The organism is Hydrocarboniphaga sp., from assembly GCF_965279055.1.
In the GTDB taxonomy this organism is placed as follows: domain Bacteria; phylum Pseudomonadota; class Gammaproteobacteria; order Nevskiales; family Nevskiaceae; genus Hydrocarboniphaga.
Genome location: NZ_OZ257125.1, coordinates 4231651 through 4253319, shown reverse-complemented (window position 1 = coordinate 4253319; position 21669 = coordinate 4231651). Strand labels below are relative to the sequence as shown.

18 protein-coding genes are annotated in these 21669 nt (G+C 66.5%); 11 read left to right on the top strand and 7 right to left on the bottom strand.

The window, feature by feature from the left end:
* The first annotated feature begins 64 nt into the window (after positions 1-64).
* The 4 genes from ACQZF9_RS19170 (at position 65) to ACQZF9_RS19155 (ending at position 5196) form a co-directional block, all read left to right on the top strand.
* The gene (locus ACQZF9_RS19170; protein ID WP_428310566.1) at positions 65-1633 is read left to right on the top strand and encodes an acyl-CoA synthetase; all 1569 of its coding nucleotides are present in this window, start codon (positions 65-67) and stop codon (positions 1631-1633) included.
* Positions 1634-1701: 68 nt separating this feature from the next.
* A complete protein-coding gene (locus ACQZF9_RS19165) occupies positions 1702-2838 on the top strand; it encodes an FAS1-like dehydratase domain-containing protein (protein ID WP_428310565.1) in 1137 nt (378 codons plus the stop codon).
* Positions 2839-2988: 150 nt separating this feature from the next.
* Positions 2989-4212 (top strand): CaiB/BaiF CoA transferase family protein, encoded by a 1224-nt coding sequence (locus ACQZF9_RS19160; protein WP_428310564.1) that lies wholly within the window; start codon positions 2989-2991, stop codon positions 4210-4212.
* 72 nt (positions 4213-4284) lie between these two features.
* Positions 4285-5196: an SDR family NAD(P)-dependent oxidoreductase gene (locus ACQZF9_RS19155; RefSeq protein WP_428310563.1), complete on the top strand. Its 912-nt coding sequence runs from the start codon at positions 4285-4287 to the stop codon at positions 5194-5196.
* Between the two features lie 152 nt (positions 5197-5348).
* Here the strand turns inward: ACQZF9_RS19155 and ACQZF9_RS19150 are convergent, their stop codons facing one another.
* From ACQZF9_RS19150 to ACQZF9_RS19135, 4 genes are all read right to left on the bottom strand, one after another.
* Positions 5349-6119: an enoyl-CoA hydratase/isomerase family protein gene (locus tag ACQZF9_RS19150; RefSeq protein ID WP_428310562.1), complete on the bottom strand. Its 771-nt coding sequence runs from the start codon at positions 6117-6119 to the stop codon at positions 5349-5351.
* A complete protein-coding gene (locus ACQZF9_RS19145) occupies positions 6119-7393 on the bottom strand; it encodes an acetyl-CoA hydrolase/transferase family protein (protein WP_428310561.1) in 1275 nt (424 codons plus the stop codon). Before ACQZF9_RS19145 ends, ACQZF9_RS19150 begins: the two co-directional genes overlap by 1 nt.
* A 157-nt stretch (positions 7394-7550) precedes the next feature.
* Positions 7551-8441, bottom strand: coding sequence for an HpcH/HpaI aldolase/citrate lyase family protein (locus ACQZF9_RS19140; protein WP_428310560.1), 891 nt, complete (start codon positions 8439-8441; stop codon positions 7551-7553).
* Positions 8442-8489: 48 nt separating this feature from the next.
* The gene (locus ACQZF9_RS19135; RefSeq protein ID WP_428310559.1) at positions 8490-9656 is read right to left on the bottom strand and encodes an acyl-CoA dehydrogenase family protein; all 1167 of its coding nucleotides are present in this window, start codon (positions 9654-9656) and stop codon (positions 8490-8492) included.
* A gap of 127 nt (positions 9657-9783) precedes the next feature.
* On the opposite strand from ACQZF9_RS19135, the gene ACQZF9_RS19130 reads away from it, so the two are divergent.
* A complete protein-coding gene (locus ACQZF9_RS19130; protein WP_428310558.1) occupies positions 9784-10977 on the top strand; it encodes a CaiB/BaiF CoA transferase family protein in 1194 nt (397 codons plus the stop codon).
* A gap of 1063 nt (positions 10978-12040) precedes the next feature.
* On the opposite strand, the gene ACQZF9_RS19125 is transcribed toward ACQZF9_RS19130, so the two are convergent.
* The 3 genes from ACQZF9_RS19125 to ACQZF9_RS19115 all read right to left on the bottom strand — a co-directional run bounded on the left by ACQZF9_RS19125 (position 12041) and on the right by ACQZF9_RS19115 (position 15341).
* On the bottom strand, positions 12041-12841 hold the full coding sequence (locus tag ACQZF9_RS19125; protein ID WP_428310557.1) for an IclR family transcriptional regulator: 801 nt from the start codon (positions 12839-12841) through the stop codon (positions 12041-12043).
* Between the two features lie 98 nt (positions 12842-12939).
* On the bottom strand, positions 12940-14067 hold the full coding sequence (locus ACQZF9_RS19120; RefSeq protein WP_428310556.1) for an acyl-CoA dehydrogenase family protein: 1128 nt from the start codon (positions 14065-14067) through the stop codon (positions 12940-12942).
* 44 nt (positions 14068-14111) lie between these two features.
* Positions 14112-15341 (bottom strand): CaiB/BaiF CoA transferase family protein, encoded by a 1230-nt coding sequence (locus ACQZF9_RS19115; protein ID WP_428310555.1) that lies wholly within the window; start codon positions 15339-15341, stop codon positions 14112-14114.
* Positions 15342-15572: 231 nt separating this feature from the next.
* Here ACQZF9_RS19115 and ACQZF9_RS19110 point away from each other — a divergent pair, with 231 nt between their 5' ends.
* The 6 genes from ACQZF9_RS19110 (at position 15573) to ACQZF9_RS19085 (ending at position 21517) form a co-directional block, all read left to right on the top strand.
* A complete protein-coding gene (locus ACQZF9_RS19110; RefSeq protein WP_428310554.1) occupies positions 15573-16526 on the top strand; it encodes an acyl-CoA dehydrogenase family protein in 954 nt (317 codons plus the stop codon).
* A gap of 2 nt (positions 16527-16528) precedes the next feature.
* A complete protein-coding gene (locus tag ACQZF9_RS19105; RefSeq protein ID WP_428310553.1) occupies positions 16529-17305 on the top strand; it encodes an SDR family NAD(P)-dependent oxidoreductase in 777 nt (258 codons plus the stop codon).
* 94 nt (positions 17306-17399) lie between these two features.
* Positions 17400-18527 carry an acyl-CoA dehydrogenase family protein gene (locus tag ACQZF9_RS19100; protein WP_428310552.1) on the top strand — a complete coding sequence of 376 codons (1128 nt, stop codon included), beginning with the start codon at positions 17400-17402 and terminating at the stop codon, positions 18525-18527.
* A 131-nt stretch (positions 18528-18658) separates the two neighbouring features.
* Positions 18659-19420 carry an SDR family NAD(P)-dependent oxidoreductase gene (locus ACQZF9_RS19095; protein WP_428310551.1) on the top strand — a complete coding sequence of 254 codons (762 nt, stop codon included), beginning with the start codon at positions 18659-18661 and terminating at the stop codon, positions 19418-19420.
* Positions 19417-20397 carry an NAD(P)H-dependent flavin oxidoreductase gene (locus tag ACQZF9_RS19090; RefSeq protein WP_428310550.1) on the top strand — a complete coding sequence of 327 codons (981 nt, stop codon included), beginning with the start codon at positions 19417-19419 and terminating at the stop codon, positions 20395-20397. The genes ACQZF9_RS19095 and ACQZF9_RS19090 overlap by 4 nt, the downstream gene beginning before the upstream one ends.
* A 136-nt stretch (positions 20398-20533) precedes the next feature.
* Positions 20534-21517 (top strand): MDR family oxidoreductase, encoded by a 984-nt coding sequence (locus ACQZF9_RS19085; protein ID WP_428310549.1) that lies wholly within the window; start codon positions 20534-20536, stop codon positions 21515-21517.
* The last annotated feature ends 152 nt before the right edge of the window (positions 21518-21669 follow it).

The window sequence follows — 21669 nt, the reverse complement described above, 5'->3', positions numbered from 1 at the left end:
TACTTTCGGCACTACGAAAGCCCGGCGCACCGCACGCGGCTTCAGGCGAAACACGACGGCATCGATGGCCAAGCTCACCGACTACACCAGCTACGCAGACGCCCAGGCGCACGCCAAATCCAAGGCTCTGTGGGAGCTTTTCGACGGCGACCGTGAAGGCAGCTTCAACATCGCCAACGAGTGCATCCTGCGCCACGCCAAGGGTGATGGCCGCGCCGCGGTGCGTATCGCGCATTCCGCGGGCAGCGACGAAATCCTCAGCTTCGACACGATCGCCGCCGGCGCCTCGCGCTTCGCGCATTGGCTCGACGCGCAGGGCATCGACAAGGGCGACCGCATCGCCTTCATGCTGGAGCCGTCGCTGCCGTTCTACGTGAGCCTGTTCGGTGCCACGCTGACCGGCGCGATCAGCGTGCCGATGTTCACGCTGTTCGGCCTCGACGGCCTGCGCCTGCGCCTGGACGACTGCAAGCCCAAGCTGCTGATCACCAATGCCGAGAAGGCCGAGATCGCCCGGCAGATCGACGGCGTCAAGGTGATCGTCGCCGACGCCGCGTTCCTGAGGACGCTGGAAGCCTACCCGGCCACGTATTCGCCCAAGAGCCGGGGCGAGGATCTGGCCGTGTTCCAGTACACCTCGGGCACCACGCGCGAGCTGCCGGCCGCAGTCAAGCACACGCACAAGGCGATCGTCACGCTGATGTTCGCGGCGCTGTACGGCACCGGCATCCGTCCGGGCGACGAGTTCTTCTGTCCGTCGTCACCGGCCTGGGGCCACGGACTGTGGCACGGCACGCTGGCGCCGCTCGCGCTGGGCGTGACCACCGGCACTTTCTCGGGCCGCTTCGACGCGGTACGTCTGCTCAAGGCGCTGCAGGATTACAAGATCACCAACATGTCGGCGGCGGCAACGCACTACCGCATGATGAAGAACACCGGCAAGGCTTCGGACTTCAGGTTCTGCTTCCAGAAGCTGTCGTTCACCGGCGAGCCGATCGATCCGGCGACGCTGGAGTTCATCGAGGAATACTTCAAGGTTCCGGCCTGCAGCATGTACGGCACCACCGAAATCGGCGTGGTGCTGGTGAACTATCCGGGCGCCCGGGATTTCACCGTCAAGCCCGGCGCGCTGGGCAAGCCGGTACCGGGCCTCAGGCTGGAAGTGCAACGCGCCGACGGCAGCCCCACCGCCGCCGGCGAAACCGGCGAGCTGATGCTGTGGAAGAAGGATCACTGGGAAACCACCAAGGATCTCGCCAAGCTCGACGACGAAGGCTATCTGTATCACTGCGGTCGCGCCGACGACGTGATCATCTCCGCCGGCTGGACCATGAGCGCGGTTGAAATCGAGGCGACGCTGCTGAAGCACGCGGACGTCAAAGAGGCCGCGATCATCGGCGTACCCGACGCGACCCGCGGCCAGGTCGCCAAGGCCTTCATCGTCAGCGATCGCGCCGGCAGCGATGCGTTCGGCGACGAGCTCAAGGCGTTCACGCGCGAGCGCCTCAGCCAGCACGAATTTCCGCGCCACGTCGTCTTCGTCGCCGAGTTGCCGAAGACGCCGGCGGGCAAGGTTCACCGCAAGGTGCTGCGTGATCGCGAAGCCGCCGCCGCGGCGGCAGCCGCGGCCTGAGACGCGGCGACAAGCACGAAACGAAACACGGCTTTACGCCAGTAAACGATTACTGAAGGAGAATCACCATGGCTGCTGACGGTTCAAACCGCTTTCCCAAAATCACTGAAGAAGGTCTCGCTCATCTGCGCGAGCGCATGGGCGTCAAGATCGAGAACACGGTCGAGCCGTGGAACTTCGAGGCGAACCGCGACAACATTCGTCACTACGCGCATGGCATCGGTGACGACAACCCGCTGTGGTGCGATCCGGCCTATGCCGCGAAGACCAAGTTCGGCAAGGTCGTCGCGCTGCCGAGCTTCCTGTTCTCGACCAGCCGCATCGTCTCCGGCTACTGCGGCGGCCTGCCGGGCGTGCACGCGATGTGGGCCGGCGCCGACTGGACCTGGTACAAGCCGGTGCTCGCCGGCACCGAGTTCACCACAGTGGCCTATCTGAAGGACCTGGTCGAGCACAACACGCGCTTCGCCGGCCGCTCGTTCCAGCAGATCTATCACGTCGACTTCTTCAACCAGACCGGCGACAAGCTCGCCGAATGCGATTCCTGGGTGTTCCGCACCGATCGCGACGAAGCGCGCGAGCGCGGCACCAAGTACACCGAGGCGCGCGGCCGTGTCGAACCGTTCAAGGACGAGCAGCTCAAGGAATGGGCCAAGCTCTACGACAACGAGGAAATCCGCGGCGCCAAGACACGCTATTGGGAAGACGTCAAGGAAGGCGAAGAGCTGCCGCGCATGCTCAAGGGCCCGATGACGGTCACCGGCTTCATCTGCTACGCGCAGGGCTGGGGCGGCCTCTACATCCGCGCCAACAAGCTCGCGCACAAGCTGCAGGTCAAGCATCCGAGCGCCGGCATCAAGAACCGCTTCAACGTGCTCGATTGCCCCGAGCGCGTGCATTGGGACGAGGCCTTCGCGCTGGAAGTCGGCGCGCCGGGCGCCTACGACTACGGCCCCGAGCGCTGCTCCTGGCTGACCCACCAGCTGACCAACTGGATCGGCGACGAAGGCTTCCTGCGCAAGAGCAAGTGCCAGATCCGTCGTCACAATCCGGACGGCGACGTGATCTTCATCGACGGCGTGGTCACGCGTAAATACGTCGAAGACGGCAAGCACCTGCTGGAAATCAGCCAGAAGGCGATCACGCATCGTGACGAGCTGTCGGCCAGCGGTGTGGCGATCGTCGAGCTGCCGAGCCGCGGTTAATGGCGCTACCCCTCTCCCCTCGTGGGAGAGGGGCTAGGGGAGAGGGGAACGCCGGCGTAAGCCGGCGTTGCTGTTTGCGCCGCGCAACCCCTCTCCCGGCGCTGGCGCGCCACCCTCTCCCACAAGGGGAGAGGGATTGCAGGTAATGCCATGAACCTTGATACCGAATCCAAAAACCCAAGCTGGCCCGGCCCGCTGCAAGGCATCCGCGTGCTTGATTTCACGCGCGTGCTGGCCGGCCCGGCCGCGACGCTGGCGCTGGCCGATCTCGGCGCCGAAGTGCTGAAGATCGAGCCGCCCGGCAGCGGCGACGACACGCGCACGTTTCCGCCGTTCCGGCAGGACGTCAGCCACTATTTCATCAGCGGCAATCGCGGCAAGAAAAGCATCGTGCTCGATCTGAAGACCGAGGCCGGCGTGGCCCTGGCCAAGCAGCTCGCCGCACATTGCGACATCCTGGTCGAGAACTACCGCCCCGGCGTGATGGACCGCCTCGGCCTGGGTTACGAGACGCTGGCCGCGATCAATCCGCGGTTGATCTATTGCGCGATCTCGGGCTTCGGCATGACCGGCCCGCTGCGTGACCGGCCGTCGTTCGACATCGTCGTGCAGGCCTTGTCGGGCGCGCTCAGTGTCAACGGCGAGCCCGGCTGCATGCCGACCAAGCTCGGCATTCCGCTGGGCGATCTGGTCGGCGGCATCAACGGGCCGATCGGCATACTCGCGGCGCTGTACGAGCGCAGCGTCACCGGCCGTGGCCGCCTGATCGACGTCAGCCTGCTCGACGGCCTGCTCGGCATGCTCGGCTACCTGGCGCAGCTCGCCTTTTTCACCGGCGAAGACCCGAAGCCGCAGGGCTCGCAGCATCCCAACCTGGTGCCTTACGGCGCGTTTCCGGCGCGCGACGGTTCCATCATCATCGCCTGCCTGACCAATGGCTTCTGGGAGCGCATCTGCAAGGCGCTGGGCATGCAGGATCGCATTCACGACCCGGACTTCAGCAGCATCCAGAGCCGCAAGGACAACCGCGAGCGCGTCAACGCGATGATCGCGGCGGTGACGACGCGCAAGAGCGTCGATGAACTGGCCGCGATCCTGTCGGAATTCGAAGTGCCGCATGCGCCCATCCTCGGCATCCGCGAAGCGCTGGCGCAGCCGCAGGCGGTGGCGCGCGACATGGTGGTCGAGGTGGAGCACGCGATCCTCGGCAAGATCCCGATCGTCGGGCGCTCGATCAAGTTCCCCGGCGATGTGCAACCGCATCCGAGCGCGCCGCCGGCGCTGGGCCAGCACACCGACGACATCCTGCGCGACATTCTCGGCCTGACGCCGCAGCAGATCGCCGAACTGCGAAAATCCAAAGCGGTGTCCTGAAGCGAAGCAGACAGCACTGCTGATCAGCTAAGCTTTCGCTGCGACAACACATAACGACTCAGAGGAGAACCCATGGCCGATCTCAGATTCGACGATCGCGTCGTCGTCATCACCGGCGCCGGCCGCGGCCTGGGCCGCGCCTATGCGCTGCTGCTGGCTTCAAGGGGCGCGAAAGTCGTCGTCAACGATCCTGGCGTCACCCTGCAGGGCGAGGGCGTCGATATCGGCCCGGCGCAGGAAGTGGTCAACGAGATCCAGGCCGCCGGCGGCATCGCGGTCGCCAACACCGATACCGTGGCGACGCCGGAAGGCGGCAAGGCGATCATCCACGCCGCGCTGGATCACTACGGCCGCATCGACGTGCTGATCCACAACGCCGGCAACGTGCGCCGCGGCTCGCTGAAGGAAATCAGCTACGAGGATTTCGACGCGGTGCTCGACGTGCATCTGCGCGGCGCGTTCAACGTGGTACGGCCGGCGTTCCCGCTGATGTGCGCGGCCGGCTATGGCCGCATCGTGCTGACCACTTCGGTCAGCGGCCTGTATGGCAATCAAAACGTGGTCAATTACGCGACCTCGAAGACCGGCATGATCGGCCTGAGCAATGTCGCCGCGCTCGAAGGCGCGGCCGAAGGCGTCAAGTGCAATCTGATCGCGCCCGGCGCGGTCACGCGCATGGCCGAAGGTCTGGATACCTCGCAGTATCCGCCGATGGGCCCGGAGCTGGTCGCGCCGCTGGTGGCCTGGCTGGCGCACGAAAACTGCAGCGTGACCGGCGAGATCATGTCGGCGATGGCCGGGCGCCTCGCGCGCATTTATCTGGCGGAAACGCCGGGCGTGTTTCAGCCGTCGTGGTCGGTGGAACAGGTCGACCAGCAGATGGCCGGCATTCGCGATCCCGGTACGCCCTGGGTGCTGTCGCCGGTGCCCACCGGTCAGTCCGATCACATTCGCCGCAGTTTCGAGATGGCGCGCAAGGGCTGAGGGCTTCGTCCGGTCTCTCGATGCGCCGCGCTGCGGCTACTCGAGACGAACGGAGTTTGCTTGTGTCCTCACATGCGGATGCCACCATCCTCCGCTCGTCCCGAGTAGCGGGCTTGCCCGCGTATCGAGGGATCGGACCCGCGCTTCCAGTCCTACCGGTTGCGCCAAACCGGCTTGCGCTTCTCCGCAAAAGCCTTGGGCCCTTCCTTCGCGTCTTCGCTGCAGTAGGCGTACTCGTGCGCTGCGCGCGCCGCCTGCAGCGCGGCCGAGCGGCCCATTTCGGTGGCGAGCATCACCGTTTCGCGGCCGGCCTTCACCGACAGCGGCGCGCCCTCGAGAATCTCCTTGGCCAGTTCGATCGCGGTGTCCATCAGCGCGGCCGGCTCGGCGAGGCGATTGACCAGGCCGATCTCGTAGGCGCGCTGCGCGGTGATCGGCTTACCGGTGAGGATGATCTCCATCATGATGCGTTGCGGGATCATGTGGATCAGCGGCGCCGCCCACGGCGAGCCGCGGCCGACCTTGACCTCGGTGATCGCGAACTTCGCCGCGGTGCTGGCCACGCACAAATCGCAGCCCTGCGCGAGCATCCAGCCGCCGGCGAAGGCGACGCCGTTGACGGCGGCGATGGTCGGCTTGCTCAGCTCGATGTTGTCGTGGAGCATCGGGAACATGTCGCGCGGCGGCACCTGAAGCTGGCGCTCGACCATCTCCTTCAGGTCACCGCCGGCGCAGAAGGCCTTCTCACCGGCGCCGGTCAGGATCGCGACACGCAGCGAGGCCTCGTTCTCGAAGCGCTGCCAGGCCGCGAACAGACCTTCGCGCACCGCGCGGCTCAGCGCGTTGCGTGTATCGGGCTGGTTGATGGTGATGATGGCGATGCCGTCTTCACGTGCATCGAACCGCACTGCGTCATTGCTCATCAGAAACCTCGCTGCAGAATGGGATGCGCGGCGCGCTCGAGTTCCTCGCGGAAGTTCGGATGCGCGATCGCGATCAGCCGGCGCGCGCGCTCGGCGAGGCTCTGGCCCTTGAGTTCGGCGGCGCCGAATTCGGTGACGATGATGTCGACGTCGCTGCGCGCGGTGGTCACCGGCCCGGACAAGGCGGTGACGATCTTGCTCAGGCTCCCGCCCTTGGCGGTGGCCGACAGCGCGATGATCGAATGGCCGCCGCGCGATCGCGCGCCGGCGCGGACGAAGTCGACCTGGCCGCCGGTGCCGCCGAGATAGGCATTGCCGCTCTGCTCGGCATTGACCTGGCCGCTCAGATCCACCTCCAGCGCCGAGTTGATCGTGACCAGGCGGTCGAGCTGCGCCAGCACCGCGGCGTCGTGCGTGTACGCGGTGCTGCACATGCGAATGCTGTTGTTCCGGTGCGCGAAGTCGTACAGGCGGCGCGTGCCGATGAAAGCACCGTTGATCGACACGCCGGTGTCGATCGCCTTGCGCGCATTGGTGATCACGCCGGCTTGGACCAGATCGACCAGGCCGTCGCCGAGCATGCCGGAATGGACGCCGAGATCGCGACGATCGAGCAGCAGCCTCAGGATCGCGTCCGGCACCGCGCCGACGCCGGTCTGCAGTACCGCGCCGTCCTCGATATAAGCGGCCGCGAATTTCGCGATGGCCTCGTCGGTGTCGGCAATTTTCGCGGCCGCGACTTCCACCGGCGGCCGCGATACCTGCAGCGCGCAGTGGATGCGCGAAGCATGAAGCGTCGGGCCGTTGGTGAACGGCACCTGGTCGTTGACTTCTGCGATCACCACTCGCGCTTTCGACACCATCGCCTCGACATAATCGCCGATCAGGCCATAGCTGTGATTGCCGTCGGCGTCGGCCGGGCTGAGCTGCACGAAGGCAACGTCGCAGCCGATGAGGCCCTGCTCGATCATCGGTCCGATCTGGCTGACATGACAGGGCACGACGGCGAGCTTGCCGGCCGCGGTCAGCGTGCGCAGCGTGCCGATCGCGCCCATGCTCGACAGCGAGATCTTGCTTGCGGCTTCGACCGTCAGCAGCTTCGAGAAGCTCGTTCCAGCGAACGCCGACACATTGCCGATCGCGTCGGCCTGCGCGATCAGCGTTTCGATCAGCGTGGTCGGTTCCGCGCAGGCCTGGCCCCAGACGATGCGATCACCGGCCTTGATGTACCGGCGCAGATCGAGCTGCGCCGCATCGCTGATGACGACGCTCACGAGACGGCTCCCGATACGCAAACCCCTCTCCCACCGGGAGAGGGGCAGGGGTGAGGGCCTCGCAGATACCCAGCCGGTTTGTACTCTGCGGCGCCCTCACCCGGCGCTACGCGCCACCCTCTCCCGGTGGGAGAGGGCACAACATCGAGGCCGTCGCTCATGCCTTGCCCGCCGTCTTCAGCAGCGCCTGTGCGCGCAGCAGATGCGGCCGGTCCAGCATCGCGCCCTTGAAGCCGATCGTGCCGATGCCCGGGTTGGCCTCGAACAGATCGACGATTTCCTGCGCGGCCGCGAGTTCTTCCGCACTGGGCGAGAACGTCTCGTTGATCGGATCGATCTGCGCCGGATGGATCGCGAGCATGCCGCGCCAGCCGGCGCGACGCATCGCCGCGGCGCGCTGGCGCAGGCCGGCTTCGTCGCGAAAATCGCCGTGGATGGTTTCGATCGCGGCGACGCCGGCCGCGGCGGCGCCGACCAGGCACAGGCTGCGCGCGAGTTCATACGTGAAGTCGTAGCCGCCATAGTCGCCGCGGTTGTCGCTGGCGCCGAGCGCGGTCGCCAGGTCTTCACCGCCCCAGGTCATCGCCACCACGCGCGGCACGCCGGCATAGCTGCCGATCGCGAGCATGCTCTCCGGCATCTCGGTGACCAGCAGCATGACCTTGGTCGAGCCGATTTCGGTGCCGGCCGCGGCTTCGAACGCGGTCAGATAGTGATCCAGCAGCTCGGCGTCGGCGCGGCTGCGCGGTTTCGGGAACAGCAGGCCGGCCGGCTTGGCCGGCATCACCGCGGCCAGATCGGCCAGCGCATATTCGGTCTGGATCGGATTGATCCGCACCCACAGCCGCTCACGGTTGGTGGTCTGCGCTTTCAGGAAGGCCGCGACCAGCGCGCGCGCCCTGGGTTTCTCGGCATCGGTGACCGCGTCTTCGAGATCGAAGATCACGACGTCCGCATTGCTCGCGGTCGCCTTTTCCATCTTGCGTTCGCTGTCGCCGGGCGCGAACAGCCACGAGCGTGCGTTGAATGCTGCTGCCTGAATCGCCATCCCGATTTTCCCCTGCGTGGCTTCAATGTTGTTTTGCCGCGCAACTTATCAGTAGGACTTCGGAAGCTCCAGCACCTTTTCGGCGATGTAATTCAGGATCATGTGTGGGCTGACCGGCGCGGTGCGCGGAATCAGCACTTCGCGCAGCAGGCGTTCGACGTGGTACTCCTGCGCGTAGCCCATGCCGCCCAGGGTCAGCATCGCGGTGTGGCAGGCCTCGAACGCGGTTTCGGCCGCGAGATATTTACCGGCATTGGCTTCGACGCCGCAGTCCAGGCCCTTGTCGAACAGCGTCGCGGCCTTCATCACCATCAGGTTCGCGGCTTCGAGCTGCATCCAGCATTTGGCCAGCGGATGCTGGATGCCCTGGTTCATGCCGATCGGCCTGTCGAAGACGATGCGCTCGCGCGCATATTGCGCGGCGCGCTGGATCGCGGCGCGGCCGATGCCGATAGCCTCGGCGCCGAGCAGGATGCGCTCCGGGTTGAGCCCATGCAGGATCAGCTTGAAGCCGTCGCCTTCCTTGCCGATGCGGTCTTGTTCCGGAATCCACAGGTCGTTGATGAACAGCATGTTCGAATCGACCGCGTGCCGGCCCATCTTGTGGATCAGCTTGATCTCGATCTTGCTGCGGTCCAGGTCGGTGAAGAACAGCGACAGGCCGTCGGTCTTGCGCTTGACCTGGTCCAGCGGCGTGGTGCGCGCCAGCAGCATCATCTTGTTGGCGACCTGAGCCACCGAAATCCAGATCTTCTCGCCGTTGACCAGATAACCACCGTCGCGTTTCTCGGCGCGCGTCTTCAGCTTGGTGGTGTCCAGGCCGACGTTGGGCTCGGTGACCGCGAAGCAGATGCGGTCCTCGCCGCTGAGCACTTTCGGAATCATCCGCTGCTTCTGTTCGTCGCTGCCGAACAGCGACACCGGCTGCATGCTGAAAACCGGGCCGTGGATGCTCGACGCCGCGGTCATGCCGCCGCCGGCCTCGGCCACCGCCTGCATCATGATCGCGGCCTCGGTGATGCCCAGACCGGCGCCGCCGACCGCTTCCGGCATGGCGATGCCGAGCCAGCCGGCGTCGGCCATGGACTGGTGGAAATCCAGCGGGAAAACGCCGTCACGATCACGCTCCAGCCAGTATTCAGGCGAGTACTGCGAGCAGTGCTTGAGGATCGCGTCGCGGACGTTCTGCTGATCCGGGGTCAGTGAGAAATCCATGGTGTCGGACTCGGCTGTGGTTGGGGCCTGGAAAAACGCGGCGTGCGGATATTAGCTCAGCAAACCGGAATGCGTATGACGTAACATACGACAAACGGCCAATCGGGACCGTGCATTGGAGAACCTCATGGGCAAGTCCGCCAAGGCTGCGGGGCCGCTCGCCGGCGTGCGCGTGATCGACCTTACGGCGATGGTGATGGGGCCGTACAGCACGCAGATCATGGCCGACATGGGCGCCGACGTGATCAAGATCGAGCCGCCGGCCGGCGACAACACGCGCTACATTTCGGTTGGCCCTGCGCCGGGCCTGAGCGGCGTGTTCGTCAACGTCAACCGCGGCAAGCGCAGCGTGATGCTCGACCTGCAGAGCGCCGAGGGCAAGCAGGCGCTGCGCGCCTTGATCGCGACCGCGGATGTTTTCATTCACTCGATGCGCGGCAAGGCGATCGCCAAGCTCGGCTTCGCTTACGCCGACGTCGCCGCGATCAGGCCCGACATCGTCTACACCAACTGCTACGGCTACAGCCGCCGCGGCCCCGACGGCGATCTGCCGGCCTACGACGACACCATGCAGGCCGAATGCGGCCTGACGCACGTGCAACAGCTGCTGACCGGCCGCGCCGATTTCGTCGGCACGATCATGGCCGACAAGGTCGCCGGCCTGACCGTGCTGTATTCCACCGTGATGGCGCTGTTCCACCGCGCGCGCACCGGCGAAGGCCAGGAAGTGGAAGTCGGCATGTTCGAGACCATGGCCTCGTTCATGCTCGTCGAGCATGCCAACGGCGCGATGTTCGATCCGCCGCTGAGCAAGGCGCACTATCCGCGCGCGGTCGCGCCGAACCGGCGCCCCTACAAGACCAAGGACGGCTCCGTCGCGGCACTGATCTACAACGACAAGCACTGGGCGCTGTTCGTCGACGCGGTCAAGCCGGCCTGGGCCGGCCCGGAACTGGCGACCCTGGAGCAGCGCGCGAAGCAGATCGACAAGGTCTACGGCCTCCTGGGCGAGACCTTCCTGCAGCGCACGACGCAGGAATGGCTGGATCTGCTGCAGAAACTCGGCATTCCCGCGGCGCCGCTGCGCACCACCGACGAGCTGTTCGACAACCCGCATCTGAACGCTGTCGGCTTTTTTGAAACCGTCGATACGCCGCAGGGCAAAGTGCGTTTTCCGGGCATTCCGAGCTGGTTTTCGCAGACTCCGGGCAAGGTCGCGGGGCCGGCGCCGATGCTCGGTGCCGACAATGCAGCGGTGTTCGAGGAGCTGGGGCTGACGCTGCCGGAAGCGCCTTCGAGCGTCGTCGTGGTCGACGGCTGAGACTCCGACTCCTGAAAGTCCGCGCACCTTCCGTTCGTCCCGAGTAGCGCCGGAGGCGCGTATCGAGGGAGCGGACCGACCTTGATGCGTCCCTCGATACGCCGCTTCGCGGCTACTCGGGATGAACGGAGGCTGTGAACGCGGCAGGCGTGGACTCAGCCGCGCTTCGGCCTGCGATATCCCAGCGTCGCCGAGATCAAGCTCGCGTCGTCGTGGTCGACGGCTGAGACTCCGACTCCTGAAAGTCCGCGCACCTTCCGTTCGTCCCGAGTAGCGCCGGAGGCGCGTATCGAGGGAGCGGACCGAGCTTGATGCGTCCCTCGATACGCCGCTCCGCGGCTACTCGGGATGAACGGAGGCTGTGAACGCGCCAGGTGTGGACTCAGCCGCGCTTCGGCCTGCGGTACCCCAGCGTCGCCGAGATCAAGCTCGCGTCGTCGTGGTCGACGGCTGAGACTCCGACTCTTGAAAGTCCGCGCACCTTCCGTTCGTCCCGAGTAGCGCCGCAGGCGCGTATCGAGGGAGCGGACCGACCTTGATGCGTCCCTCGATACGCCGCTCCGCGGCTACTCGGGATGAACGGAGGCTGTGAACGGGGCAGGTGTGGACTCAGCCGCGCTTCGGCCTGCGGTACCCCAGCGTCGCCGAGATCAAGCTCGCGTCGTCGTGGTCGACGGCTGAGACTCCGACTCCTGAAAGTCCGCGCACATTTCGTTCGTCCCGAGTAGCGCCGCAGGCGCGTATCGAGGGAGCGGACCGAGCTTGATGCGTCCCTCGATACGCCGCTTCGCGGCTACTCGGGATGAACGGAGGCTATGAACGCGGCAGGTGTGGACTCAGCCGCGCTTCGGCCTGCGATATCCCAGCGTCGCCGAGATCAAGCTCGCGTCGTCGTGGTCGACGGCTGAGACTCCGACTCCTGAAAGTCCGCGCACCTTCCGTTCGTCCCGAGTAGCGCCGCAGGCGCGTATCGAGGGAGCGGACCGAGCTTGATGCGTCCCTCGATACGCCGCTTCGCGGCTACTCGGGATGAACGGAGGCTGTGAACGCGGCAGGTGTGGACTCAGCCGCGCTTCGGCTTGCGATACCCCAGCGTCGCCGAGATCAAGCTCGCCTCCTCGACCACCAGTTTCGACAGCTCCTCGCTGCGCCCCTTGATCACGCGCGAACTCGGCGCCGCGACGATCAGCGCGCCGAGCACCTGCCCGGCCGCGTCGAAGATCAGGCTCGCCGTGCCGGCGGCGCCGTCGGCGGCCTGGTCGACGGTTTGCGCGACGCCGCTGCTGCGCGCCTGCGCGACCGCGTCGGCCAGCCGGCGCTTGTCGGTTTCGGTATCGGGCGTTCGCGGCTGCGGCTTCAGCGCGCGCCAATACGCGCGTAATTCGGACTCGGGCAGTGCCGCCAGCAGCACGCGGCCGCCGGCGGTGCAATACAAGGGCCGACGATCGCCCAGCGCAATCGCGAAGCGCACCGCGTTGCGGCTCTCGATCACGTCGACATAGGTCAGCGAGCTGCCGTCGGCATCGCGCACGCCGAACAGCACGGTTTCCTTTGAGCGCTCGGCGAGCCGGCGCATGCCTTCACGCAAGAGATCGGAAGACTGCAGATTGCGCCGCGCTTCCAGCAGCGCGCTGCCCAGCCCATAAGCGGCCGGGCCGAGGCGGAACACGCTGTCCGACGACACCACGAAATCGGCTTCGGCCAGGCCGCGCAGCAGCGCCGCGAGGCTGCTCTTGGGCGCATCCAGCGTGCGGCTGATCTGCGCCAGGCTCAGCGGCGCCGGGCTGGCGCACAGCGCTTCCAGGATCTGAATCACGCGCGTGACCGACTGCGGCGAGTTCGACGGGCGATCATCGGTCGGCATGGAGAGCAGCTCTGCGTGGCACGGGCCGCGCAGCCTAGCGCAGCGGCGAGCTCAGCGGAAAGCCGGCATCACCTCACGCATGGCCTTGTCGTCGACGCCTAGCGCGGCCCTTTCGGCAGCCCGAGCACGCGCTCGGCGATGATGTTGCGCTGGATCTCCGCGGTGCCGCCGGCGATGGTTTCGGAGAACACGTCGAGGTAGTCGTGACCCCAGCCGTGCATGCCGACCACTTCGGGCGCATCGATGCCGTAGAGATCGATCGCCGCGGCGGCGACGCGCTGAGTAAACTCGGCGAAGCTCAGCCGCATCAGCGAGCCTTGCGCGTCGGGCACGCTGTCTTCGCAGTCCAGCGCGAAGCGATACGTCGCGGCGCGGATCGAGGCGCCTTCGGCGCGCAGCCGCGCCAGGCGCATGCGCAGCTCGACGCGCTCCGCCGGGCAGGCTTCGAGCAGGCCTTCGACTTTCAGCGTGTAGCCGATCAGCAGCGCCAGCGCCGCGGTGCCGCGCTCGAAGCTCAAGGTCGACATCGCCGTGGCCCAGCCATTGCCGACGCCGCCGACGACGTTGCTCAGCGGCACACGCACCTTGTCGTAGAACACTTCGCAATACTTGTGCGGGCCGGCCATCGTGCGGATCGGACGCACGGTGATGCCGGGCGCGTCCATCGGGCAGATCAGCCAGGTCAGCGCCTTCGATGTCGAGGCGGCCGGATCGGTGCGGATCAGCAGCTCCTGCCATTCGGCGACGTCGGCGAAGCTCGACCAGATCTTGGTGCCGTCGATGACGATGTCGTCGCCGTCGATGCTGCCCTTGCATTTGAGGCTGGCCAGGTCGGAGCCGGCGCCGGGTTCGGAGAACCCCTGGCACCACAGCACGTCGCCGGCCAGGATCTTCGGCAGGTGATAGGCCTTCTGTTCCGGCGTGCCGCAGGCGATCAGGGTCGGGCCGGCGTGGTTGAGCATCACGAACGAGGCGTTCAGCGGCGACGGCGCCTTGGCGCGCGCGTATTCCTCGAACCAGACGATCTGCTCGAGCACCGACAGGCCGCGGCCGCCGAGTTCCTTCGGCCAGGCAATGCCGGCCCAGCCGCCCCTGGCCTGCGTCTTCTGCCAGTTCAGCACGTACTCGCGTGAAGCGGGGCCGTCTTCCGGCGAAGGCTCGGACGGCACGTTGGCTTCCAGCCAGCTGCGGGCCTGGCGTCTGAATTCGGAAATTGAACCGGTCATGGCGTTGTGGCGTCTTCAGTCATGTGGGGTGGTCCTGCTCACGCTCAGACGATGCCGCTCTCATGCAGCCGCGCGATTTCTTCCGACGGCATCGCCAGCAGCGACTGCAGCACTTCGTCGGTGTGCTGGCCGATGGTCGGCGGCGCCGCGTACTGCATCGGCGAGCCGGACATGAAGGCCAGCGGGCTGGCGATCAGCGACACCTGGCCGGATACCGGGTGCGGAATCGTCACCTTGAGCTTGCGATGCTGCACCTGCTCGTCCTCCCAGACTTCCGGCAGGCTGTTGTAGCGCGCGGCCGGCACGCCGAGCTTGTCCAGGCTGGCAAGCAGATCGGCGGTTCTCCAGTGCTTGCTCCAGTCGATGATGATCGCGACCAGCTCGTTGCGGTTGCGGCCGCGCTTGGGGTTGGTGTCGAAGCGCGGATCGGCGAACAGGTCGGGGCGCTGCATCAGCTCGCACAGCAGGCGCCAGTGTTCGTCGGTGCCGGCGGAGACGTAGATGATGCCGTCGGCGCAGTTGATCAGGTCGGCCGGGCCGCCGCCGTTGCCGCCGTTGCCCAGGCGCGGCGGCGCGACGCCGGAGACCAGGTAGTCCTGCATGATGTGCGAGACCATCGCGATCGAACAATCCAGCAGCGCGACGTCGATGTACTGGCCCTTGCCGGTGACGTGGCGCTGGTTGAGCGCGCCGAGCACCGCGATCGCGGCGTTGTGTCCGGTGAACACGTCGACCAGGCTGGGGCCGGCTTTCAGCGGGCCGGCGCCAGGCGAGCCGTCCGGATGGCCGGTGACCGCCATCAGGCCGCCGGTGGTCTGAAACAGGCCGTCGTAACCGGGGCGCTCGGCCATCGGCCCGGTCTGGCCGTAGCCGGTGATCGAGCAGTAGATCAGGCCGGGATTGACGGCCTTGAGACTGTCGTAATCCAGGCCATAGCGCTTCAGGTTGCCGACCTTGTAGTTTTCGATCAGCACGTCGCATTCGGCCGCCATGCGCCGGATCAGCGCCTGGCCTTCCGGTTTGGAGATGTTGACGGTGACCGACTTCTTGTTGCGGTTGGCGGTCAGATAAAACGCCGATTCCCGCGTCGCCTTGCCATCCTTGTCCTTGAGCTGCGAGAAGCCGTACATGCGGCCGTCGTCGCCGGCGCCCGGGCGCTCGATCTTGATCACCTCGGCACCGAGATCGCCGAGGATCTGGCCGCAGAACGGGCCGGCCAATACCCGGGTCAGGTCCAGTACCCGGACGCCTTGCAATGCTCGAGAGTCGGTCATCTGTGTCGTCGATCGAAAAGGGGTGGCGTGCCGTGTTGAGCGCGGCACGCTCGTCCATGATGAAGGCCACAATCATAACAACAGTGTTGATCTAAAAGCTGCGATGGCGCGTGCTGCAGTGCGTCAGTAGTCGCGGTTATCAACAACGATGTTGGATAAGCGATTTGAGCGGGGCCGTGGCCGCGATACAATGCACCCCATACGCGTCCCTACCAGCGAGGCAGCAGATCCGTGCAGGCCGACACCCGCTATCACCCGAACGCCGATCAGCTGGCGCTGGCCAGCGCGATGGACGACACCATCAACGAGCTGCTGCCGCTGTCGCGGCTGCATGTCGCCAACGACGAGAGTCCCGAGGTCTGGTCGCATCTGGAGCAGGCCGGCGTGTTCGGCATCTGCGTCAGCGAGGCCGAAGGCGGCAGCGCGCTGGGCGCGGCCGAAGAGGCGCTGATCGCGATCGGCCTCGGCCGCCGCCTGGCATCGCCGGCGGTGCTGGCGACGCTCGGCGCGGCGCACAGTGGCCTGTCCGGCCTGGGCGGCAAGCGTGTCGCCGCCGGCTATCGACGCGGCGAGCGTGTCGTCGTCGTCGACAGCCCCGGCGCCGAGTGGCTGCTGCTGCGCGAAGCCGACGGCGCGGCGCTGTATGCGCTCGAAGGCCTGCAGACGCGCGCGCTCGATCAGCGGCTATGGGTCGCGAACCTGCACGAAGGCGCGGGCCTCGGCGCGGCGGTGGCGAGTTTCGACGCCGCCGGCCTGCTGCGGCTGCGGCTGCTCGACGCGGCACTGCTCGCCGGCATCGCCGACGCCGCGCTGCAGATGGGCGTGGCCTACGCCGGCCTGCGCGAACAGTTCGGGCGGCCGATCGGCACGTTCCAGGCGGTGAAGCATCACTGCGCGAACATGGCGATCGCGGCGCGCTGCGCGCGCGATCAAGTCAGCTTTGCGTCGGTGGCAATCGACGAAGGCCGTGAAGACGCGATACTGCAGACCGAGTGCGCCGTGTTCGTGGCGGGCGACGCGGCGCTGGGCAACGCGGGAAAAAACATTCAAATCCACGGCGGCATCGGCTTCAGCGACGAGGCCGATCCGCATCTGCTGGTCAAGCGCGCACAAGTGCTGATCGCGTACGCCGGCGGGCTCGAAGCCGCCAACGCGCGCATCGCCAACATCAAGACGGAGCGTTAACGATGCAAGTCGCCATCGTCACCGGAGCCAGCAGCGGCATCGGCTTCGGCACCGCGGTCAAGCTGGCCGGCATGGGCATCGCCGTGGTCGGCGTCGGCCGCGACGCCGGCAAGCTCGCCGAACTGGAAAAAGCCATCGCCAGGCCGGAGCTGATTGCCGCCGTTGCGGTCGATGTCACCGACGACGACGCGCCGCGGCGCATCGTCGAGGCGGCGATGTCGCGCTTCGGCCGCATCGACTTCCTGGTCAACAACGCCGGCGCCGGCAGCCCCAAGCCGCTGCACGAAACCGACGACGCGATGCTCGACGGCTTTCTCAACCTGATGCTGCGCGCGCCGTTCCGGCTGGCGCGCGAAGTGATTCCGCTGATGAAGCCGGGCAGCGCGATCATCAACGTGACCTCGACTTTCGCGGTGATCGGCGGCCGCCGCGGCGGCGCTTATTCCGCGGCGAAAGGCGGCCTGAATGCGCTGACCGGCCATATCGCCTGCCAGTACGGCGCGCTCGGCATCCGCAGCAACAACGTCGCGCCCGGCGTCACGGTGACGCCGATGGTGCAGGGCCGGCTCGACGATCCGACGTTCAAGCGCATCAATGTCGAAATGACGCCGCACACCCGCCTCGGCGAAGTCGAGGACATCGCCAGCACGATCGCGTTCCTGTGCTCGCCGGGCGGCAGCTTCATCAACGGCCAGACCATCGTCGTCGACGGCGGCTGGAGCTCGACCAAGTATCTGTCCCAGCACGCGCTGACCTCGACCTGGACCGCGGCCGAATGAGGTCGTCGCCAGCTGGTCGGACCAGTGCGGTCGGCGGTGCCCCGAACTCGGCAGAATGCCGGTCCCTCAAGCACGACAAAGAAGCGTCTTCCGAATGATCCTCAACGAAACCCAGCAGGCGATTCGCGATGCGGTCCGCGAGTTCGCGCAGGAGCGCATCAAGCCCAACAGCGTTGCCTATGAAGCGGCGCGCGGTTATCCGAAGGAGCTGTTCGAGCAGCTCGCCGCGCTTGGCGTGATGGGCATGGCCGCGCCCGAGGAATTCGGCGGCGCCGGCGCCGACTACGTGTCCTATGCGCTGAGCCTGATGGAAATCGCCGCCGCCGACGGCGCGCTGTCGACCATCGTCAGCATCCAGAACAGCCTGATCGTGTCCTGCCTGCTGAAAGACGGCACGCCGGCCCAGCAGCAGCGTTTTCTGCCCGACCTGATCGCCGGGCGCATGATCGGTGCGTTCGCGCTGACTGAAACCGATGCCGGCTCGGACGCGTCCGCGATCCGCACGCGCGCGGTGAAAGTCGACGGCGGCTACCGGCTGTCCGGCTCCAAACAGTTCATCACCTCGGCCAAGATCGCCGGCATCGCGATGGTCTATGCGATCACCGATCCGGCCGCCGGCAAGCGCGGCATCAGCGGCTTCATCGTGCCCACCGACGCGCCGGGTTACCGCGTCGACAAGGTCGAGCACAAGCTCGGCCAGAACGCATCGGACACCTGCGCGATCCGCTTGGACGAGGTCTTCGTCGCCGACGACCTGCGCCTCGGCGCCGAAGGAGCCGGCTACGGCATCGCGCTGGCCAACCTGGCGGTCGGCCGTATCGGCATCGCCGCGCAGTGCATCGGCATGGCGCAGGCTGCGCTGGACCTCGCCGTGGCCTACGCCAAGGAGCGCAAGAGCTTCGGCAAGGCGATCATCGAGCATCAGGCGGTCGGCTTTCGCCTGGCCGACCTGGCGACCCGGCTGGAGGCCGCACGCCAGCTGGTACTGCATGCCGCAGCAATCAAGGACGCCGGCCTGCCGGGCCTGCAGGAAGCCTCGATGGCCAAGCTGTTCGCGTCCGAGACCGCCGAGGCGGTGGTTTCCGGCGCGATCCAGACCCTCGGCGGCTATGGCTACCTGGAAGAGTTCGGTGCTGCCAAAATCTACCGCGACGTCCGTGTCTGCCAGATCTACGAGGGCACCTCGGACATCCAGCGCATGGTGATTGCGCGCGCGCTGTAGAAATTCCGAGCAGGTCATTGTCGCGCAGCGGGAATCCAGTGAGGCTGATAACGTCACCTGGATTCCCGCTTTCGCGGGAATGACAGCAAGCTAACGCAACACAGCCGGGTCACACCCGAAAGGACAAAAAAATGGAGATCAAGGGAGTCGCCGCCATCGTCACCGGCGGCGCATCGGGCCTCGGCGGCGCCACCGCGGAGCGCCTGGCGAAAGCCGGCGCCAAGGTCACGATTTTCGATCTGAACGCCGACCTCGGTCGCGCCAAGGCGGCCAAGATCGGCGGCCATTTCGTCGCCGTCAACGTCACCGACGAGGCGGCCGTCGCCGCAGCCGTCGCCGAAGCCGAAGGCGTGCACGGCAAGGCGCGCATCCTGGTCAACTGCGCCGGCATCGGCCCGCCGGGCAAGGTCATCAACCGCGACGGCACGGCGATGCCGCTGGCGGATTTCAGCAAGATCATCACGATCAATCTGCTCGGCACCTACAACGTGCTGTCCAAGTTCGCCGCCAGCCTGCACACCGCCGACCCGATCGGCGAGGAGCGCGGCGTGATCATCAACACCGCCAGCGTCGCCGCGTTCGACGGCCAGATCGGCCAGCCCGCCTACGCCGCGTCCAAGGCCGGCGTGGTCGGCATGACGCTGCCGATCGCGCGTGAATTCTCGCGCTACGGCATTCGCGTGATGACCATCGCGCCGGGCCTGTTCCTGACGCCGCTGCTGGAGTCGCTGCCTCAGGAAGCGCAGGACTCCCTCGGCCGGCAGGTGCCGTTCCCGAGCCGCCTCGGCAAGCCCGACGAGTATGCGCAAATGGTCGAGAGCATCGTGACCAACCCGATGCTCAACGGTGAAACCATTCGCCTCGACGGCGCGATCCGGATGGCGCCGAAATGACATTGAAGACTCGCTTCACCGAGATGTTCGGCATCGAACATCCGATCGTGCAGGGCGGCATGATGTGGGTTGGCCGCGCCGAACTCGCGGCCGCGGTGTCCAATGCCGGCGGCCTGGGCATCCTGACCGCGCTGACCCAGCCTTCGCCGGACGCGCTGCGCGCCGAAATCGACCGCTGCCGCAAGATGACCGACAAGCCTTTCGGCGTGAATCTGACGATCCTGCCGTCGGTGAATCCGCCGCCGTATGCGGAGTACCGCAAGGCGATCATCGACAGCGGCATCAAGATCGTCGAAACCGCGGGCCACAAGCCGCAGGAACACGTCGACGACTTCAAGTCGCACGGCATCAAGGTCGTGCACAAGTGCACCGCGGTGCGCCACGCGCTGTCGGCGGAACGTATGGGCGTCGACGCGATTTCGATCGACGGCTTCGAATGCGCCGGGCATCCCGGTGAAGACGATATCCCCGGCCTGATCCTGATCCCGGCCGCGGCCGACAAGGTCAAGATTCCGATGATCGCCAGCGGCGGTTTCGGCGACGGACGCGGCCTGGCCGCGGCGCTGGCGCTCGGCGCGGAAGGCATCAATATGGGCACGCGCTTTTGCGCCACAGTCGAGGCGCCGATCCACGACAACATCAAGCAGCTGCTGGTGACCAACGACGAGCGCGGCACCAACCTGATCTTCCGCTCGCTGAAGAATACCGGCCGCGTCGGCAAGAACAGCGTGTCGGACAAGGTCGTCGAGATCCTGAAAAATCCCGAGGCGAAGTTCGAGGACATCGCGCACCTGGTCAAGGGCGCGCAGGGCCGTGTCGCACTGGAAACCGGCGACGTCGACGCCGGCCTGATCTGGGCCGGCCAGGTGCAGGGCCTGATCCATGACGTGCCGACCTGCGAGGTGCTGATCAAGCGCATCGTGGCCGATGCCGAGGCCATCATCCGCGGGCGTCTTTCCGGCCTGCTTGCCGCCTGAGACCCAGGCGCGCCGTTCAACAACGTTGTTGACTATCGTCCGGGGACGCTATGATCCCCGGACTTTCATCATTCACCAGTGGATCGGCCGTTCGATCGGCCGTTCAATCCGTTGATCGTCGTCTAAAGGATTTCGTATGTTCAAAGCTCTGCTGATCACCAAGAACGAGACCGCGCAGTCGGTCGCCGTCACTGACATCGACGAGTCGCAGCTGCCCGAGGGCGCGGTCACGGTCAAAGTCGAATACTCGACCATCAACTACAAGGATGGCCTGGCCGTCACCGGCAAGTCGCCGGTGGTGCGCAAGTTTCCGATGGTGCCGGGCATCGATTTTGCCGGCGTCGTCGAATCCAGCAGCAGCGATCTGTTCAAGCCCGGCGATCGCGTCGTGCTCAACGGCTGGGGCGTCGGCGAAGGCCACTGGGGCGGCCTCGGCCAGAAGGCGCGCGTCAAGGCCGAGTGGCTGATCAAGCTGCCGGCCGCGTTCACCTCCAAGCAGGCGATGGCGATCGGCACGGCCGGCTATACCGCGGCGCTGTGCGTCGAGGCGCTGGTCGCCCACGGCGTCAAGCCCGAGGCCGGCGAAGTGCTGGTCACCGGCGCGACCGGCGGCGTCGGCAGCGTCGCGATCGCGCTGCTGTCCAAGCTCGGCTACAAGGTGGTTGCCTCCAGCGGCAAGGCCTCCGAGGCCGAGTATCTGAGCTCGCTCGGCGCTGCCGAAATCGTCGACCGTGCTACGCTGTCGGCGCCCGGCAAGCCGCTGCAGAAGGAGCGCTGGGCCGCGGTGGTCGACTGCGTCGGCAGCCACACGCTGGCCAATGCCTGCGCGCAGACGCGCTACGGCGGCTTCGTCGCGGCCTGCGGCCTGGCCCAGGGCATGGACTTCCCGGCCTCGGTGGCGCCGTTCATCCTGCGTGGCGTGTCGCTGCTCGGCATCGACAGCGTGATGGCGCCGATGGCCAAGCGCGAAGCGGCCTGGAAGCGCCTGGCCAGCGACCTCGACGCGAGCAAGCTGGAATCGATCAGCAAGACCGTGAGCTTGAGCGAAGCCGCGGCGGCGGGCGAGGCGATTGTCGCCGGCACGATCCGCGGGCGCGTCGTCGTCGACGTCAACGCGTAAGCTGGTTTGCAATAAAAAAGGCCGCGAAAGCGGCCTTTTTTTGTGCCCCTCTCCCGTCGGGAGAGGGTGGCCCGAAGGGCCGGGTGAGGGACTCGCAGCAACCGTCACCCTGCAAAGCGCCGACCTCTCCCGGAGGGATAGGCAAGCACAGA

What these genes read in the sequence shown, in the direction of transcription:
- ACQZF9_RS19170 (WP_428310566.1), top strand. Translation starts at nt 65, where the DNA reads ATGGCCAAGCTCACCGACTACACCAGCTACGCAGACGCCCAGGCGCAC.
- ACQZF9_RS19165 (WP_428310565.1), top strand. Translation starts at nt 1,702, where the DNA reads ATGGCTGCTGACGGTTCAAACCGCTTTCCCAAAATCACTGAAGAAGGT.
- ACQZF9_RS19160 (WP_428310564.1), top strand. Translation starts at nt 2,989, where the DNA reads ATGAACCTTGATACCGAATCCAAAAACCCAAGCTGGCCCGGCCCGCTG.
- ACQZF9_RS19155 (WP_428310563.1), top strand. Translation starts at nt 4,285, where the DNA reads ATGGCCGATCTCAGATTCGACGATCGCGTCGTCGTCATCACCGGCGCC.
- ACQZF9_RS19150 (WP_428310562.1), bottom strand. Translation starts at nt 6,119, where the DNA reads ATGAGCAATGACGCAGTGCGGTTCGATGCACGTGAAGACGGCATCGCC.
- ACQZF9_RS19140 (WP_428310560.1), bottom strand. Translation starts at nt 8,441, where the DNA reads ATGGCGATTCAGGCAGCAGCATTCAACGCACGCTCGTGGCTGTTCGCG.
- ACQZF9_RS19135 (WP_428310559.1), bottom strand. Translation starts at nt 9,656, where the DNA reads ATGGATTTCTCACTGACCCCGGATCAGCAGAACGTCCGCGACGCGATC.
- ACQZF9_RS19130 (WP_428310558.1), top strand. Translation starts at nt 9,784, where the DNA reads ATGGGCAAGTCCGCCAAGGCTGCGGGGCCGCTCGCCGGCGTGCGCGTG.
- ACQZF9_RS19125 (WP_428310557.1), bottom strand. Translation starts at nt 12,841, where the DNA reads ATGCCGACCGATGATCGCCCGTCGAACTCGCCGCAGTCGGTCACGCGC.
- ACQZF9_RS19120 (WP_428310556.1), bottom strand. Translation starts at nt 14,067, where the DNA reads ATGACCGGTTCAATTTCCGAATTCAGACGCCAGGCCCGCAGCTGGCTG.
- ACQZF9_RS19115 (WP_428310555.1), bottom strand. Translation starts at nt 15,341, where the DNA reads ATGACCGACTCTCGAGCATTGCAAGGCGTCCGGGTACTGGACCTGACC.
- ACQZF9_RS19105 (WP_428310553.1), top strand. Translation starts at nt 16,529, where the DNA reads ATGCAAGTCGCCATCGTCACCGGAGCCAGCAGCGGCATCGGCTTCGGC.
- ACQZF9_RS19100 (WP_428310552.1), top strand. Translation starts at nt 17,400, where the DNA reads ATGATCCTCAACGAAACCCAGCAGGCGATTCGCGATGCGGTCCGCGAG.
- ACQZF9_RS19095 (WP_428310551.1), top strand. Translation starts at nt 18,659, where the DNA reads ATGGAGATCAAGGGAGTCGCCGCCATCGTCACCGGCGGCGCATCGGGC.
- ACQZF9_RS19090 (WP_428310550.1), top strand. Translation starts at nt 19,417, where the DNA reads ATGACATTGAAGACTCGCTTCACCGAGATGTTCGGCATCGAACATCCG.
- ACQZF9_RS19085 (WP_428310549.1), top strand. Translation starts at nt 20,534, where the DNA reads ATGTTCAAAGCTCTGCTGATCACCAAGAACGAGACCGCGCAGTCGGTC.